Source organism: Streptomyces sp. NPDC101165, assembly GCF_044768135.1.
Taxonomy (GTDB): domain Bacteria; phylum Actinomycetota; class Actinomycetes; order Streptomycetales; family Streptomycetaceae; genus Streptomyces.
In genome coordinates this window covers 166,061-180,496 of record NZ_JBIWPG010000006.1, presented here as the reverse complement: position 1 = coordinate 180,496, position 14,436 = coordinate 166,061, and the positions used below count along the sequence as shown (strand labels likewise).

Below are 14,436 nucleotides of genomic sequence, written 5' to 3'. Positions count from 1 at the left end.
CGGCGGCACGGCGTGGCGAGAGCCACTGAGTCTGCCCGTACCTGGGGCTGCGCCGGACGGCCGGTGCTGAGTACCGTTCCGTGCGAGTGCCGAGGAGTGGCGCTCGGGAACAACGCGGCGCCTGTGACGGTGCCGCGACGGCCGAGTGGAAGCGGGGGACGGGGCGGAATGGACGCGTACGACGAGGACTCGCAGGCCCTGCGCGGGCCCGACGGGTCGACCGGGGCGCGTCGCCCACCGGACCCCGAACACCACGGGGACCCCGCGCCGGAGGCTTCCGGCGACCTTGACGGCTCCCCGGATCCCGACTCTCTGCCCCCGGCACCCCGCACCGGCGTCGCCGCCCTCTCCCCCGGCTACCAGGTCGGCGCCGCCGTGGCGCTCGCGATCGTGGCCGTCGCCGCCTGTGTGCATCTGGGCATGGTGTTCCTGAGCCTCGCGCCGGCGAACACGGTGACCAAGCAGCACGGCAAGGCGATAGAGGAGTGGGTGTACCCGGAGTTCGAGCAGAACTGGAAACTGTTCGCCCCGAACCCGCTGCAGCAGAACATCGCCGTCCAGGTGCGTGCCGAGGTGCGGATGAAGGACGGCAGCCTGCGCACCACCGGCTGGACCGACCTCTCCGCCCAGGACGGCGCGGCCATCGACGGCAGCCTGGTGCCCAGCCACACCGAGCAGAACGAGCTGCGCCGCGGCTGGGACTTCTTCGTCGCCACGCACGGCACCGACAACCGGCCCGTGGGCATGCGCGGCGCGCTCTCCGAGCAGTACGTACGCCGCATCGTGGTGATGCGTATGTACCGGACCGACCCGATCAGCAGGGAGGGCGTCATCCAGCGCGTGCAGGTCCGCTCCAGCACCACCAATGTGCAGCCGCCGAAGTGGAGCCGCGAGAAGATCTCCGACAAGCCCGTGTACCGGCTGCTGCCGTGGTGGACGGTGTCCTCCGACGAGTCCGCCGGAGGTGTGCGGTGAACCGGCTCTCCCTGACGCTCTCGCGCGGCATCGCCCGCGTCACCGAGTCGGCGCTCGGCCCGTACCAGAGCGCCGTCATCCGCATCGGCTTCGCCGCGACCTGGCTGCTGTTCCTGCTGCGCGAGTTCCCCCACCGCCAGGAGCTGTACGGTCCCGACGGCCCCTGGGGCTGGGACCTCGCCCAGCAGCTGATCTCCGACAACCACGCCTTCACGGCCCTGATGTGGTCCGACGGACAGGCCTGGTTCGAGACCTTCTACCTGCTGGCGATCCTCGCCAGTGCGGCCCTGCTGCTGGGCTGGCGCACCCGGACCGCCTCCGTGCTGTTCATGGTCGGTGTGCTGTCGCTGCAGAACCGCAGTGTCTTCGTCGGTGACGGCGGCGACAACGTCCTGCACCTGATGTGCATCTACTTGGTGTTCACGCGCTGCGCCCAGGTGTGGTCGCTGGACGCGCGCCGGGCGGCCCGCAACGAGGCGGCACGTGCGCGGGGGGAGCAGGTACGCCCCGACCGCGTGGGACCCGTGCTGTGGGCGGTCCTCGGGCTCGCGCTCGGCGGTGTGACGCTGGCCGGCCGGTTCGACAGCGGCCGGCTGGTGCCCGCGCTGCTGTGGACGGCATGGGTGGGGCTCGGCCTGTGGTGGGCGATACAGCGCTGGGCGAGGTCGCAGGAGCCGCGGATCCTGCTGGACGTGATCGCCAACATTCTGCACAACGGTGCCCTGGTCGTGATCATGGCGGAGGCCTGCCTGATCTACGCCACCGCCGGCTGGTACAAGATCCAGGGCTCGCGCTGGCAGGACGGCACCGCCGTCTACTACCCGCTCCACCTGGACTACTTCTCGCCCTGGCCGGGTCTCGCCGACCTGATGTCCTCCAGCGGCACGATGATGATGATCGTGGCCTACGGGACGGTCATGGTGCAGGTCGCCTTCCCGTTCACGCTGTTCAACCGGCGGGTCAAGAACGTCCTGCTGGTGCTGATGATGACCGAGCACGCCGTGATCGCGGTCGTCCTCGGCCTGCCGTTCTTCTCGCTGGCGATGATCACCGCGGACGCGGTCTTCCTGCCGACGTCCTTCCTGCTGCTTCTCGGCGGCTGGGCGGCTCGCGTGTGGGGACGGCTGGGACGACGCGGCGACGGCGGCGACCGTACGCTGCCGGCGCAGCGCACCCCGGAGGACAGCACGCCGGGACGCGTAGGGTTCACGGCATGACCGACGCCGTGACCCGGTGGCGCGAGCACGCCGGCGGTGCCGTGCTGCTCGACGGCTTCCACGCCCTCAAGCACGCGCTGCGCTTCGGCGCGGAGGTGCCGGTCGCGGTCACCACCGACCGGCGGGCGGCGCTCGCCCTCGCCGAGGAACTGGCCGGGGACGTCAGGGACACGCTGGAGGCGCTCCTGACGGAGGTGCCGCAGGAGACGTACGCCTCGCTCGTGCCGCGCCCCCATCCGACGGGCGTGGCCGCCCTGGCCGTACGGCCGGCCCGCGAGGCCAATCTGCGGGCGCTCGCCCACACGCCCCGCACGGCGCCGATCGTGGTCCTCGACAATCCGCGCAACCTCGGCAACGCCGGGGCCGTGATCCGGCTGGCCGCCGGTTTCGGGGCGACCGGAGTGGTCACCACGGGCACCCTCGACCCCTGGCACCCCACCGTGGTGCGCGGCGGGGCGGGGCTGCACTTCGCGACCGCCGTGGAGCGGCTGGAGGTCGAGGAGCTGCCGGCCGGGCCGCTGTTCGCCCTCGACCCCGAGGGCGACGACATCCGGGGCACCAAGCTGCCGGACGACGCCGTGCTCGCCTTCGGGTCGGAGCGCAGCGGTCTGTCGGCCGAGCTGCGCGCGCGTGCCGACCACCTGCTGGCGCTGCCGATGCGCCCCCAGGTCTCCAGCTACAACCTGGCCACCAGTGTGGCCATGACGCTGTACCACTGGAGTGCAACCGGGGGCGCACCCACGGCTTCCTAGGCCTCCCGGCGGACCTCCACCACCCGGAAGCGGTTGGCCACGAACGCGCCGTCGGTGAGGGCCGCGTTCGCCGCCGGGTTGCCGCCCGAGCCGTGGAAGTCGGAGAAGGCGGCCGTCTGGTTCACGTACACCCCGCCGATCAGGTTGAGGGACAGCTGGGCGGCCTCCTCCAGGCAGACCTCCTCGATGGCCTGCGCGACGTCCTGGTCGGTGGTGTACGCGCCGACCGTCATGGCGCCCTTGTCGCGGACCGTGCGGCGCAGCAGCTCGACCGCGTCGGCCGCCGAGTCGACCGCGACGGCGAAGGAGACGGGGCCGAAGCACTCGTTCATGTAGGCGGCCTCGTCGTCCGGCTTGGCGCCGTCCAGCTTGACGATCACCGGGGTGCGGACGACCGCGCCCGGGAACTCCGGGTTGCTGATCTCGCGCGAGGCCAGAGCGACCTCACCGAGGCCGGCCGCCGCCTCCAGGCGGGCCTTGACGTCCGGGTTGACGATCGCGCCCAGCAGGGCGTTGGCACGGGCGTCGTCGCCGAGCAGGCCGTCGACCGCGCGGGCCATGTCGGCGGTCACCTCGTCGAAGGTCTTGGGGCCCTCGTCGGTGCGGATGCCGTCGCGCGGGACGAGCAGGTTCTGCGGGGTGGTGCACATCTGGCCGCTGTACAGGGACAGCGAGAAGGCCAGGTTGGACAGCATGCCCTTGTAGTTGTCGGTCGACTCCACGATGACCGTGTTGACGCCGGCCTTCTCCGTGTAGACCTGCGCCTGGCGGGCGTTGGCCTCCAGCCAGTCACCGAAGGACGTCGAGCCGGTGTAGTCGATGATCCGGATCTCGGGGCGGGTGGCGAGCGTCTTGGCGATGCCCTCGCCGGGGCGCTCGGCGGCGAGCGTGACCAGGTTCGGGTCGAAGCCCGCCTCGGTGAGGACCTGCCGGGCGACCTGCACGGTCAGCGCGAGCGGCAGCACCGCGCGCGGGTGGGGCTTGACCAGGACCGCGTTGCCGGTCGCCAGGGAGGCGAACAGGCCCGGGTAGCCGTTCCAGGTCGGGAAGGTGTTGCAGCCGATGACCAGGCCGATGCCGCGCGGGACCGGTGTGAACTGCTTGGTCAGCGCCAGCGGGTCGCGCTTGCCCTGCGGCTTGGTCCACTCGGCCGTCTCGGGCGTGCGGACCTGCTCCACGTACGCGTACGCCACCGCTTCCAGACCGCGGTCCTGGGCGTGCGGGCCGCCCGCCTGGAACGCCATCATGAAGGCCTGTCCGCTGGTGTGCATGACCGCGTGCGCGAACTCGTGCGTCCGGTCGCTGATTCGCTTCAGGATCTCCAGACAGACCACCGCGCGGGTCTCCGCGCCCGCGTTCCGCCAGGCGCGCCGGCCGGCCTTCATCGCGGGCAGCAGCACGTCGATGTCCGCGTGCGGGTAGGTCACGCCCAGCTCGATGCCGTACGGCGAGACCTCGCCGCCGACCCAGTCGTCGGTGCCGGGCTGGCCGAGGTCCATGCGGGTGCCGAGGAGGGCGTCGAAGGCGGCCTTGCCCGCGGCCGCGTCCAGGCTGCCGTGCTCGCCGTAAGCCTTCGGATGCTCGGGATGCGGGGACCAGTACGCGCGCGTGCGGATCGCTTCCAGGGCCTGGTCGAGAGTGGGCCGGTGCTTCGCGATCAGCTCGTGCGCGGTCAGTTCGGCGGCCATGCGGGACCAACTCCTCGTCTGGAGAACTCATCGTCGAGTTCATGACCTGGGTGGAAACAGAGGCGGGAAAAGGCGGTCAGAGCTAGAGTAACCGAACGATCGGTCGGGACAAGGGGGCCTGCCGCATCTGTGGACAACGTCGTGCGGGAGGATCGCGCACATGACAGCACTCGACCTCAGCAGGCCCGTGGCCGTCGTCGGCACCGGCACCATGGGCCAGGGCATCGCCCAGGTCGCGCTGGCCGCCGGCCACCCGGTGCGGCTCTACGACGCCGTGCCCGGGCGGGCCCGGGAGGCGGCCGAAGCGATCGGCGCCCGGCTCGACCGGCTCGTGGCGAAGGACCGGCTCACCGCCGCCGACCGGGACGCGGCCAGGGCCCGGCTCACGCCCGCGGACAGTCTCGCCGAGCTGTCCGACTGCACGCTGGTCGTCGAGGCCGTCCTGGAACGGCTGGACGTCAAGCAGAAGCTCCTGCGCGAGCTGGAGGACGTCGTCGCCGACGACTGCCTGATCGCCACCAACACCTCGTCCCTGTCGGTGACGGCCATCGGCGGCGCGCTCGTCAACCCCGGCCGCTTCGTGGGCCTGCACTTCTTCAACCCGGCCCCGCTGCTGCCGCTGGTCGAGGTCGTCTCCGGGTTCGCCACCGACGTCACGTCGGCCACGCGCGCGTACGAGACCGCGCGCGCCTGGGGCAAGACCCCGGTGGCCTGCGCGGACACCCCCGGCTTCATCGTCAACCGGATCGCCCGGCCCTTCTACGCCGAGGCCTTCGCCGTGTACGAGGCCCAGGCCGCCGACCCGGCCACCATCGACGCGGTCCTGCGCGAGTCGGGCGGCTTCCGGATGGGCGCGTTCGAGCTGACCGACCTGATCGGGCAGGACGTCAACGAGTCCGTCACCCACTCGGTGTGGCAGGCCTTCTTCCAGGACGTCCGCTTCACGCCCTCGCTGGCCCAGCGCCGGCTGGTCGAGTCCGGGCGGCTCGGCCGCAAGAGCGGGCACGGCTGGTACGACTACGCCGAGGACGCCGAGCGTCCCGAGCCGCACACGGCCGAGAAGGAACGGCCGCCGGCGTACGTGGTCGCCGAGGGCGGCCTGGGCCCGGCGGCCGAACTGCTCACGCTGGTCCGTGAGGCGGGCATCGAGGTCCGCGAGGAGGACGAGGACAGCGGCACCCGCCTGGTCCTGCCGAGCGGCGGCCAGCTGGCCCTCGCCGACGGCCAGACCTCCGTGGAGTTCCGCGACGTCGTCTACTTCGACCTCGCCCTCGACTACCGCAAGGCCACCCGCATCGCCCTGTCCTCCTCCCAGGACACCGCGCCGCAGACCCTCGCCGAGGCGATCGGCCTCTTCCAGGCGCTCGGCAAGGAGGTGAGCGTCATCGGCGACATCCCCGGCATGATCGTCGCCCGCACGGTCGCCCGGATCGTGGACCTCGCGCACGACGCCGTCGCCAAGGGCGTGGCCACCGAGGAGGACATCGACACCGCGATGCGCCTCGGCGTCAACTACCCGCTCGGCCCCTTCGAGTGGAGCCGCAGGCTCGGTCGCGGCTGGGCCTACGACCTGCTGGACGACCTGCACCTGCGCGACCCCTCCGGCCGGTACGCGCCGTCCCTCGCGCTCTACCGACACGCGTACGCCACCGACAAGCGGGAGGGCACCTCATGACGACCGCCAAGCGCGACACGTACACCCCCGAGACGCTGCTCTCCGTCGCCGTCCAGGTCTTCAACGAGCGCGGCTACGACGGCACCTCCATGGAGCATCTGTCCAAGGCGGCCGGCATCTCCAAGTCGTCCATCTACCACCACGTCAGCGGCAAGGAGGAGCTGCTGCGGCGGGCCGTCAGCCGGGCGCTGGACGGCCTGTTCGGGATCCTCGAGGAGGAGCACGCGCGCGTGGGGCGCCCCGTGGAGCGTCTGGAGCACGTCGTGCGGCGCATGGTCGAGGTGCTGATATCCGAGCTGCCCCACGTCACGCTGCTGCTGCGCGTGCGCGGCAACACCGAGACCGAGCGCTGGGCGCTGGAGCGGCGCCGCGACTTCGACCACCGGGTCGCCGAGCTGCTGAAGGCCGCAGCCGACGACGGTGACGTACGCGGCGACGTGGAGGTGCGGCTGGCCACCCGGCTGGTCTTCGGGATGATCAACTCCGTCGTGGAGTGGTACCGGCCCGACACCCGCGGCGCCAGCGGCCGCGAGGTGGCCGACGCCGTGGTCCTGCTGGTCTTCTCGGGCCTACGGCAGAGCTGATCTCAGGTCGGCTCCAGGTCCTCCTCCTCGAACACCAGCAGGGTGCGGGTGCTGAGCACCTCGGGGATCGCCTGGAGCCGGGTGAGCACCAGCTCGCGCAGCGCCCTGTTGTCGGGCGTGTGCACCATGAGCAGGACGTCGAAGTCACCGCCCACCAGAGCGATGTGGGAGGCGCCGGGCAGCTGCCTGAGCTGCTCGCGAACCGTGCGCCAGGTGTTCTGGACGATCTTCAGCGTGACGTAGGCCGAGGTGCCGTGCCCGGCCCGCTCGTGGTCGACGCGGGCGCTGAACCCCCTGATCACGCCGTCCTCGACGAGACGGTTGATGCGTGCGTAGGCGTTGGCGCGCGAGACGTGTACACGCTCGGCGACGGACCGTATCGAGGCGCGGCCGTCCGACTGCAGGATCTTCAGGATGTCCTGGTCTATGGCGTCCAGCGGACGCGGGTGCGGCAGCATGCCGTCCTGCTGCCCATCGGCCATTTGTTCAGCTGCCATGTCCCCCCGCTTCATCGCCGTGGACGTCCTGCATTCATTGCAGGTTGTGGAGAACCGTTTGTCCACAGCCTGACGGGGCCTGTAGCCAAAATGTGCCGACGACCGAACAATCGGTAGGTGAGGCGGGTCACAGCCGACACGCCTCCCGTAGCCGCTCCCACGAGGAGGTGCCGTCATGACGGTCATGGAGCAGCGGGGCGCGTACCGGCCTTCGCCGCCGCCCGCCTGGCAGCCCCGTATGGACCCCGCGCCGCTGCTGCCCGACGCCGAGCCCTACCGCGTCCTCGGCACCGAGGCGGCCGCCAAGGCCGATCCGGACCTGCTGCGCCGGCTGTACGCACAGCTGGTGCGCGGCCGCCGGTACAACGTGCAGGCCACCGCGCTCACCAAGCAGGGCCGACTCGCCGTCTATCCGTCCAGTACCGGCCAGGAGGCCTGCGAGGTCGCCGCCGCCCTGGCCCTCGAGGAGCGCGACTGGCTGTTCCCCAGCTACCGCGACACCCTCGCCGCCATCGCGCGCGGCGTGGACCCCGTGGAGGCACTCACCCTGCTGCGTGGCGACTGGCACACCGGCTACGACCCGTACGCGCACCGTGTGGCGCCGCTCAGCACCCCGCTGGCCACCCAGCTGCCGCACGCCGTCGGCCTCGCCCACGCCGCCCGCCTCAAGGGCGACGACGTGGTCGCGCTCGCCATGGTCGGCGACGGCGGCACCAGCGAGGGCGACTTCCACGAGGCCCTGAACTTCGCCGCCGTCTGGCAGGCACCGGTGGTCTTCCTGGTGCAGAACAACGGCTTCGCCATCTCCGTCCCGCTCGCCAAGCAGACCGCCGCGCCCTCCCTGGCCCACAAGGCCGTCGGCTACGGCATGCCGGGCCGGCTGGTCGACGGCAACGACGCGGCCGCCGTGCACGAGGTCCTCAGCGACGCCGTACGGCGCGCCCGCGCGGGCGGCGGCCCGACCCTGGTCGAGGCGGTGACGTACCGCATCGAGGCCCACACCAACGCCGACGACGCCACCCGCTACCGCGGCGACTCCGAGGTCGAGGCCTGGCGCGCGCACGACCCGATCCAGCTGCTGGACCACGAGCTGACGGCGCGCGGCCTGCTCGACGACGCCGGCCGTGAGGCCGCCCGGCAGGACGCCGAGGAGATGGCCGCGGACCTGCGCGAACGCATGAACCAGGACCCCGAACTCAACCCCATGGACCTCTTCGACCACGTCTACGCCGAGACCACCGCGCAACTGCGCGAGCAGCGCGCCCTGTTGCGTGCCGAGCTGGAGGCGGAGCAGGACGACCAGGAAGGCGACCACCGATGACCACCGTCGCCCTCAAGCCCGCCACCATGGCGCAGGCCCTCACGCGCGCGATGCGCGACGCGATGGCCGCCGACCCCACCGTGCACGTCATGGGCGAGGACGTCGGCACCCTCGGCGGTGTCTTCCGGGTCACCGACGGGCTCGCCAAGGAGTTCGGCGAGGACCGCTGCACCGACACCCCGCTCGCCGAGGCGGGCATCCTCGGCACCGCGGTCGGCATGGCCATGTACGGGCTGCGCCCGGTCGTGGAGATGCAGTTCGACGCCTTCGCCTACCCGGCGTTCGAGCAGCTGATCAGCCATGTCTCCCGGATGCGCAACCGCACCCGCGGCAGGATGCCCCTGCCGATCACCGTCCGCGTCCCCTACGGCGGCGGCATCGGCGGCGTCGAGCACCACAGCGACTCCTCCGAGGCCTACTACATGGCCACCCCGGGCCTGCACGTCGTCACGCCCGCGACCGTCGCCGACGCCTATGGGCTGCTGCGCCAGGCCATCGCCTCCGACGACCCGGTCGTCTTCCTGGAGCCCAAGCGGCTGTACTGGTCGAAGGACTCCTGGAACCCCGAGCACCCCACGGACGTCGAGCCCATCGGGCGCGCGGTGGTGCGCCGCCCGGGCAGCAGCGCCACGCTCATCACCTACGGCCCGTCCGTGCCGGTCTGCCTGGAGGCCGCCGAGGCCGCCCAGGCGGAGGGCTGGGACCTGGAGGTGGTCGACCTGCGCTCTCTGGTGCCGTTCGACGACGAGACGGTCTGCGCCGCCGTCCGCCGCACCGGGCGTGCGGTGGTCGTGCACGAGTCGACCGGGTTCGGCGGTCCGGGCGGTGAGATCGCGGCCCGCATCACCGAGCGCTGCTTCCACCACCTGGAGGCGCCGGTGCTGCGCGTGGCCGGCTTCGACATCCCCTACCCGCCGCCGATGCTGGAGCGGCACCACCTGCCCGGCGTCGACCGCATCCTGGACGCCGTGGCGCGCCTGCAGTGGGAGGCCGAGGGCTGATGGCACAGGTGCTGGAGTTCAAGCTCCCCGACCTCGGCGAGGGCCTCACCGAGGCGGAGATCGTCCGCTGGCTGGTGCAGGTCGGTGACGTCGTCGCCGTCGACCAGCCGGTCGTGGAGGTCGAGACGGCCAAGGCGATGGTCGAGGTCCCCTGCCCCTACGGTGGCGTGGTCACCGCCCGCTTCGGCGAGGAGGGCACGGAACTGCCCGTCGGCGCCCCCCTGCTGACGGTGGCGGTCGGCCCCGAGGCTTCCCAGGTCACCGGCGGGGACACCGAGGGATCGGGCAACGTGCTGGTCGGCTACGGCACCTCCGAGGCGCCGGCGCGGCGCCGGAGGGTGCGGTCGGCGTCCCCTGCCAACGGGACGGCGAAGGAGCCCGCTCCGGCACCGCCCGCCCCCGCACTCGCGGCGGCACCCGTGCTGCTCGTCGAGGGCCCCGTCCCCGTGATCTCCCCGCTGGTGCGCCGGCTCGCCCGGGACAACGACATCGACCTGCGGCAGCTGTCCGGCTCGGGTCCCGACGGGCTGATCCTGCGGGCCGACGTCGAGGGCGCCCTGCGCGCCAAGGCCGGCCCCGCCCCCGCCCCCGTGGCGGCGGAACCGGCCGCCCCCGTGTCCCCCGTCCGCAACGGCATCCGCATCCCCCTCAAGGGCGTCCGCGGTGCCGTCGCCGACAAGCTGTCCCGCAGCCGCCGGGAGATTCCCGAGGCGACCTGCTGGGTCGACGCCGACGCGACGGAACTCATGCGCGCGCGGGCTGCGATGAACGCGGCCGGAGGGCCGAAGATCTCCCTCCTCGCACTGTTCGCCCGCATCACCACCGCCGCCCTCGCCCGCTTCCCCGAGCTGAACTCCTACGTCGACACCGGCGCCCGCGAGGTCGTCCAGCTCGACCACGTGCACCTCGGGTTCGCCGCGCAGACCGAGCGCGGGCTGGTCGTGCCGGTCGTCCGGGACGCCCACGCACGCGACGCCGAGTCGCTGACCGCGGAGTTCGCCCGGCTCACCGAGTCCGCCCGGTCCGGGACCCTGACCCCCGGGGAACTCACCGGCGGGACCTTCACGTTGAACAACTACGGGGTCTTCGGCGTCGACGGCTCCACCCCGATCATCAACCACCCCGAGGCCGCCATGCTCGGCGTCGGCCGCATCGTCCCCAAGCCCTGGGTGCACGAGGGCGAGCTGGCCGTGCGCCAGGTCGTCCAGCTCTCGTTCACCTTCGACCACCGGGTGTGCGACGGCGGCACGGCAGGCGGGTTCCTGCGCTACGTGGCGGACTGCGTGGAGCACCCGGCGGTGCTGCTGCGCACGCTGTGACGCACGCGAAGGCCTGAAGGAGCAGGAGGCAGGACATACTCGGGGGGTGACCGACAACGCCCCCGCCGCCCCCGGGACCGCCCCGCCGTACGACGCCGTCGTACTGGCCGGCGGCGCCGCCCGGCGGCTCGGCGGGGCCGACAAGCCCGGGCTGCGGGTCGGCGGGCGCGCCTTGCTCGACCGGGTGCTCGCGGCCTGCACCGGGGCGGCCACGACCGTCGTCGTCGCCGCCCCCCGGCCCACCGCCCGCCCGGTGCGCTGGGCACGCGAGGAACCGCCCGGCGCCGGACCGGTCGCCGCCCTGGAGGCCGGCCTGCGGCTCAGCACCGCCGAGCACGCCGTCGTCCTCTCCGCCGACCTGCCCTTCCTCGAAGCGGGCACGCTGGAGCGGCTGTTGACCGCCCTGCGGGACACGGGCGCCGACGGCGCGCTGCTCACCGACGCCGACGGCCGCGACCAGCCGCTCGTGGCCGCCTACCGCACCGCCGCCCTGCGCCGCGAACTGGCCGCCCTCGCGGCCGGACCCGACGGCCTGACCGGCCTGCCCCTGCGCCGGCTGACCGGCGCCCTCGACCTCACCCGCGTCCCGGACCCGCTCGCGTCCTTCGACTGCGACACCTGGGACGACATCGCCGACGCCAGGGCACGCATCAGGGAGCATGGGCACGTGTTGGATGAATGGATCTCCGCAGTCAAGGACGAGCTGGGCATCGACCTGGACGTCGACACAGGCGTCCTGCTCGACCTGGCCCGTGATGCCGCCCACGGTGTGGCCCGACCCGCCGCGCCCCTGACCACCTTCCTCGTCGGCTACGCCGCAGCCCAGAGCGGCGGCGGCCCCGAAGCCGTCGCCGACGCCGCCCGCAAGGCCGTCGCCCTGGCGCTGCGCTGGGAGGAAGAGAACAGCGGGGGCGCGTCCGCCCCGGACGCCGGATGACCGCCCCCGGCATCCGGGCCGAAGCGCCCGCCGAGGACAGCGACGACCTCGACGTCGAGGAGGCCCTGGCCCTCGTGAGGGAACCCAAGGACGACAGCAGCGGACCCATGCCCCCTTCCACCGGGGGCCGGCAGCGGCACGAACGGCACAAGGCCACCCCCTGGCCCCGCGCCCGCGAGATCGCCGCCCGCGCCGCCCGCTCGGGCAGCCGCCGCACCCCCGTCTCCGTCCCCCTCGCCGACGCCCTCGGCCTGGTCCTCGCCGCGCCCCTCGACGCCCTCACCGACCTGCCCTCGTTCGACACCTCGGCGATGGACGGCTGGGCGGTCGCCGGACCCGGACCCTGGGAGATCCGCGACGAGGGCGTGCTCGCCGGACACGCACAGCCCGAGCCGCTGACCGACGGCGAGGCCGTCCGCATCGCGACCGGCGCCCGCATCCCGGCCGACACCACCGCCGTCCTGCGCACCGAACACGGCCGCACCGACACCCAGGGGCGCCTCCACGCCACCCGGGAGGTCAGCCACGGCCAGGACATCCGCCCGCGCGGCCAGGAGTGCCGCAATGGCGACCAGTTGCTCCCCGTCGGCACCCTCGTCACCCCGGCCGTGCTGGGCCTCGCGGCGGCCTCCGGGTACGACACCGTCACGGCCGTCCCCCGCCCTCGTGTCGAAGTCCTCGTCCTCGGCGACGAGTTGCTCACCGAAGGACTCCCGCACGACGGGCTGATCCGGGACGCGCTCGGCCCCATGCTGCCGCCGTGGCTGCGCGCGATGGGCGCCGAGGTCACCGCCGTGCGCCGACTGGGCGATGACGCCAAGGCCCTGCACAAGGCGCTCACCGCCTCCGGCGCCGACCTGATCGTCACCACCGGCGGCACCGCGGCGGGACCCGTCGACCATGTCCACCCCAGCCTGGAACGCATGGGCGCCGAACTCCTCGTCGACGGCGTCAAGGTGCGCCCCGGCCACCCCATGCTGCTGGCCCGCACCAAGGAGAACCAGCACCTGGTCGGCCTGCCCGGCAACCCCCTCGCGGCCGTCTCCGGTCTGCTCACGCTCGCCGAGCCCCTGCTGCGCACCCTCGCCGCCCGTCCCGCCCCCGAGCCGTACACGCTGCCGCTCGGCGAGGCGGTGCAGGGACACCCGTACGACACCCGGCTCGTCCCCGTGGTGCTGCGCGGCGACCGTGCCGTACCGCTGCACTACAACGGCCCGGCCATGCTGCGCGGCATCGCCGCGGCCGACGCGCTGGCCGTCGTATCGCCGGGCGGGGCCCGGCAGGGCGAGGAGACGGAGCTGCTGGACCTGCCGTGGGCGGCGGCCGGAATCGGGGTGTGTTTCACGTGAAACTTCCGGGCCATGACGCCATCGCCCGCCAAGCGGACGAGCATCTGGTGACCCATCGGGTGAAACTCCCGAGGAAAGTGGTGGAGCGCCCGATCCGCCAGGTCGTCAAACGGCTGCTCATGGCCCTCGCGGTGCTGGTCGCCACCGCGCTGATCGTCTACGTCGACCGCGACGGCTACAACGACAACGCCGACGGTTCGATCGACCTCCTCGACGCCTTCTACTACGCGACAGTCACGCTCTCCACCACCGGGTACGGCGATATCACCCCGGTCAGCGACGGCGCCCGGCTCACCAACATCTTCGTGATCACGCCGCTGCGGGTGCTGTTCCTGATCATCCTGGTCGGCACCACGCTGGAGGTCCTCACCGAGCGCACCCGGGAGGAATGGCGTCTGAACCGCTGGAGGTCCACCTTGCGCGACCACACCGTCGTCGTCGGCTTCGGTACGAAGGGACGGTCGGCCGTCCAGACCGTCTGCGCGACGGGACTGATGAAGGAACAGGTGGTCGTGGTCGACCCCAGCTCCAAGGTGATCGACGCGGCGACCTCCGAGGGCTACGCGGGCGTCATAGGCGACGCCACCCGCAGCGAGGTGCTCAATCGCGCCGAGGTGCACCGGGCCCGGCAGATCATCGTCGCCCCGCAGCGCGACGACACCGCCGTCCTCGTCACTCTGACGGCCCGGCAGCTCAACCGGAGCGCGAAGATCGTGGCCGCCGTGCGCGAGGAGGAGAACGCGCCGCTGCTCAAGCAGTCCGGCGCCGACGCCGTCATCACCAGCTCCGGCGCGGCCGGCCGGCTGCTCGGACTGTCCGTGCTCAGCCCCGCGGCCGGCATGGTCATGGAGGACCTGATCCAGCAGGGCAGCGGGCTCGACCTCATCGAACGCCCGGTGGTCCGGGCCGAGGCGGGCAAGTCCCCGCGCGAGACGGACGACCTCGTGGTGAGCGTCGTACGCGGGCACCGGGTGCTCGGCTACGACGACCCGTCCATCGGCACCCTCCAGCTGACGGACCGCCTGATCACCATCGTCCGGGCGACCCCTGGCGCGCATGTCGCCCCGCACACCCGCCCGCTGCCCCGCGACTGAGCGGGCCTGCCCCGAAGAGGACACCGG

13 protein-coding genes are annotated in these 14,436 nt (G+C 72.7%); 11 read left to right on the top strand and 2 right to left on the bottom strand.

The window, feature by feature from the left end:
- Nucleotides 1–168 precede the first annotated feature (168 nt).
- From ACIRVH_RS14570 to ACIRVH_RS14560, 3 genes are read left to right on the top strand one after another with little or no spacing between them, the layout of a single operon-like run.
- Nucleotides 169–975 carry a DUF5819 family protein gene (locus ACIRVH_RS14570; RefSeq protein WP_403952413.1) on the top strand — a complete coding sequence of 269 codons (807 nt, stop codon included), beginning with the start codon at nucleotides 169–171 and terminating at the stop codon, nucleotides 973–975.
- Nucleotides 972–2,192: an HTTM domain-containing protein gene (locus tag ACIRVH_RS14565; protein WP_403952410.1), complete on the top strand. Its 1,221-nt coding sequence runs from the start codon at nucleotides 972–974 to the stop codon at nucleotides 2,190–2,192. Before ACIRVH_RS14570 ends, ACIRVH_RS14565 begins: the two co-directional genes overlap by 4 nt.
- Nucleotides 2,189–2,944 (top strand): TrmH family RNA methyltransferase, encoded by a 756-nt coding sequence (locus ACIRVH_RS14560; protein ID WP_403952408.1) that lies wholly within the window; start codon nucleotides 2,189–2,191, stop codon nucleotides 2,942–2,944. The genes ACIRVH_RS14565 and ACIRVH_RS14560 overlap by 4 nt, the downstream gene beginning before the upstream one ends.
- Here ACIRVH_RS14560 and paaN read toward each other — a convergent pair.
- Nucleotides 2,941–4,632, bottom strand: a complete 1,692-nt coding sequence (paaN, locus tag ACIRVH_RS14555) for a phenylacetic acid degradation protein PaaN (protein ID WP_403952405.1) — start codon at nucleotides 4,630–4,632, stop codon at nucleotides 2,941–2,943. The two genes, ACIRVH_RS14560 and paaN, sit on opposite strands and share 4 nt — an antisense overlap.
- A 160-nt stretch (nucleotides 4,633–4,792) precedes the next feature.
- Between paaN and ACIRVH_RS14550 the strand changes: the two genes are divergently transcribed.
- Together ACIRVH_RS14550 and ACIRVH_RS14545 are read left to right on the top strand one after the other, a co-directional pair.
- On the top strand, nucleotides 4,793–6,307 hold the full coding sequence (locus ACIRVH_RS14550) for a 3-hydroxyacyl-CoA dehydrogenase (RefSeq protein ID WP_403952402.1): 1,515 nt from the start codon (nucleotides 4,793–4,795) through the stop codon (nucleotides 6,305–6,307).
- Nucleotides 6,304–6,891, top strand: a complete 588-nt coding sequence (locus ACIRVH_RS14545; RefSeq protein ID WP_403952399.1) for a TetR/AcrR family transcriptional regulator — start codon at nucleotides 6,304–6,306, stop codon at nucleotides 6,889–6,891. Before ACIRVH_RS14550 ends, ACIRVH_RS14545 begins: the two co-directional genes overlap by 4 nt.
- A 2-nt stretch (nucleotides 6,892–6,893) precedes the next feature.
- Here the strand turns inward: ACIRVH_RS14545 and ACIRVH_RS14540 are convergent, their stop codons facing one another.
- Nucleotides 6,894–7,388: an Lrp/AsnC family transcriptional regulator gene (locus tag ACIRVH_RS14540; protein ID WP_403952396.1), complete on the bottom strand. Its 495-nt coding sequence runs from the start codon at nucleotides 7,386–7,388 to the stop codon at nucleotides 6,894–6,896.
- Between the two features lie 175 nt (nucleotides 7,389–7,563).
- Between ACIRVH_RS14540 and pdhA the strand changes: the two genes are divergently transcribed.
- Genes pdhA through ACIRVH_RS14510 form a run of 6 tightly spaced genes read left to right on the top strand, consistent with a single transcriptional unit; the run spans nucleotide 7,564 to nucleotide 14,409 of the window.
- Complete coding sequence (pdhA, locus tag ACIRVH_RS14535) at nucleotides 7,564–8,709, top strand: pyruvate dehydrogenase (acetyl-transferring) E1 component subunit alpha (RefSeq protein ID WP_403952394.1); 1,146 nt, start codon at nucleotides 7,564–7,566, stop codon at nucleotides 8,707–8,709.
- Complete coding sequence (locus tag ACIRVH_RS14530) at nucleotides 8,706–9,710, top strand: alpha-ketoacid dehydrogenase subunit beta (protein WP_403952391.1); 1,005 nt, start codon at nucleotides 8,706–8,708, stop codon at nucleotides 9,708–9,710. The genes pdhA and ACIRVH_RS14530 overlap by 4 nt, the downstream gene beginning before the upstream one ends.
- Nucleotides 9,710–11,029 carry a dihydrolipoamide acetyltransferase family protein gene (locus ACIRVH_RS14525; protein ID WP_403952388.1) on the top strand — a complete coding sequence of 440 codons (1,320 nt, stop codon included), beginning with the start codon at nucleotides 9,710–9,712 and terminating at the stop codon, nucleotides 11,027–11,029. Before ACIRVH_RS14530 ends, ACIRVH_RS14525 begins: the two co-directional genes overlap by 1 nt.
- A 46-nt stretch (nucleotides 11,030–11,075) precedes the next feature.
- Entirely contained in the window at nucleotides 11,076–11,966 is an 891-nt protein-coding gene (locus ACIRVH_RS14520) for an NTP transferase domain-containing protein (RefSeq protein ID WP_403952385.1), read from the top strand.
- Nucleotides 11,963–13,315 (top strand): molybdopterin molybdotransferase MoeA, encoded by a 1,353-nt coding sequence (locus ACIRVH_RS14515; protein ID WP_403952382.1) that lies wholly within the window; start codon nucleotides 11,963–11,965, stop codon nucleotides 13,313–13,315. The genes ACIRVH_RS14520 and ACIRVH_RS14515 overlap by 4 nt, the downstream gene beginning before the upstream one ends.
- Nucleotides 13,312–14,409 carry a potassium channel family protein gene (locus ACIRVH_RS14510; protein ID WP_403952380.1) on the top strand — a complete coding sequence of 366 codons (1,098 nt, stop codon included), beginning with the start codon at nucleotides 13,312–13,314 and terminating at the stop codon, nucleotides 14,407–14,409. Before ACIRVH_RS14515 ends, ACIRVH_RS14510 begins: the two co-directional genes overlap by 4 nt.
- Nucleotides 14,410–14,436 lie beyond the last annotated feature (27 nt).